The sequence below is a fragment of the Vibrio sp. 378 genome (genome assembly GCF_033339435.1).
The window spans coordinates 1-512 of sequence record NZ_JAWOUO010001222.1 but is presented as its reverse complement, the minus strand read 5'-3'; the positions used below and the strand labels follow the sequence as shown (position 1 = coordinate 512).

Below are 512 nucleotides of genomic sequence, written 5' to 3'. Positions count from 1 at the left end.
CGCACAAGTCGTGGTGGTGGGTGACATTGCTAAACAAGACATTGAGCAGAAGCTTGCGTTTTGGGCTGAATGGAAAGATGAAGCGGCACCACTTTATGCTCCTCAAACAATACCAGCATTAGGTGAGCAGAAAATTCATCTTGTCGACAAACCAGGGGCACCGCAAAGTGTGGTTATGATGGTTCGTCAAGGCATGCCTTATGATGCCACGGGTGACTTTTATCTAAGCCAGCTCGCGAACTTTAACCTAGCGGGTAACTTTAACAGTCGCATCAACCAAAACCTGCGTGAAGACAAAGGCTACACCTACGGTGCTTACGGTTACTTCTCGGGGAATCCTGAAACCGGTTCGGTTGTGTTTACCGCGCAAGTTCGTGCCGATTCGACGGTCGCATCGATTATCGAGATGGAAAATGAGCTGAATGAATACGCTCAATCTGGAATGACTGATGAAGAAATGAAATTTATGCGCCAAGCGGTCGGTCAAAAAGATGCACTGAAGTATGAAACGC

At 47.5% G+C, this 512-nt stretch carries 1 protein-coding gene; it reads left to right on the top strand.

The features are described from left to right. A partial coding sequence (locus R7Q48_RS31250; RefSeq protein WP_318134318.1) for a M16 family metallopeptidase occupies positions 1-512 on the top strand: 512 nt, incomplete at both ends.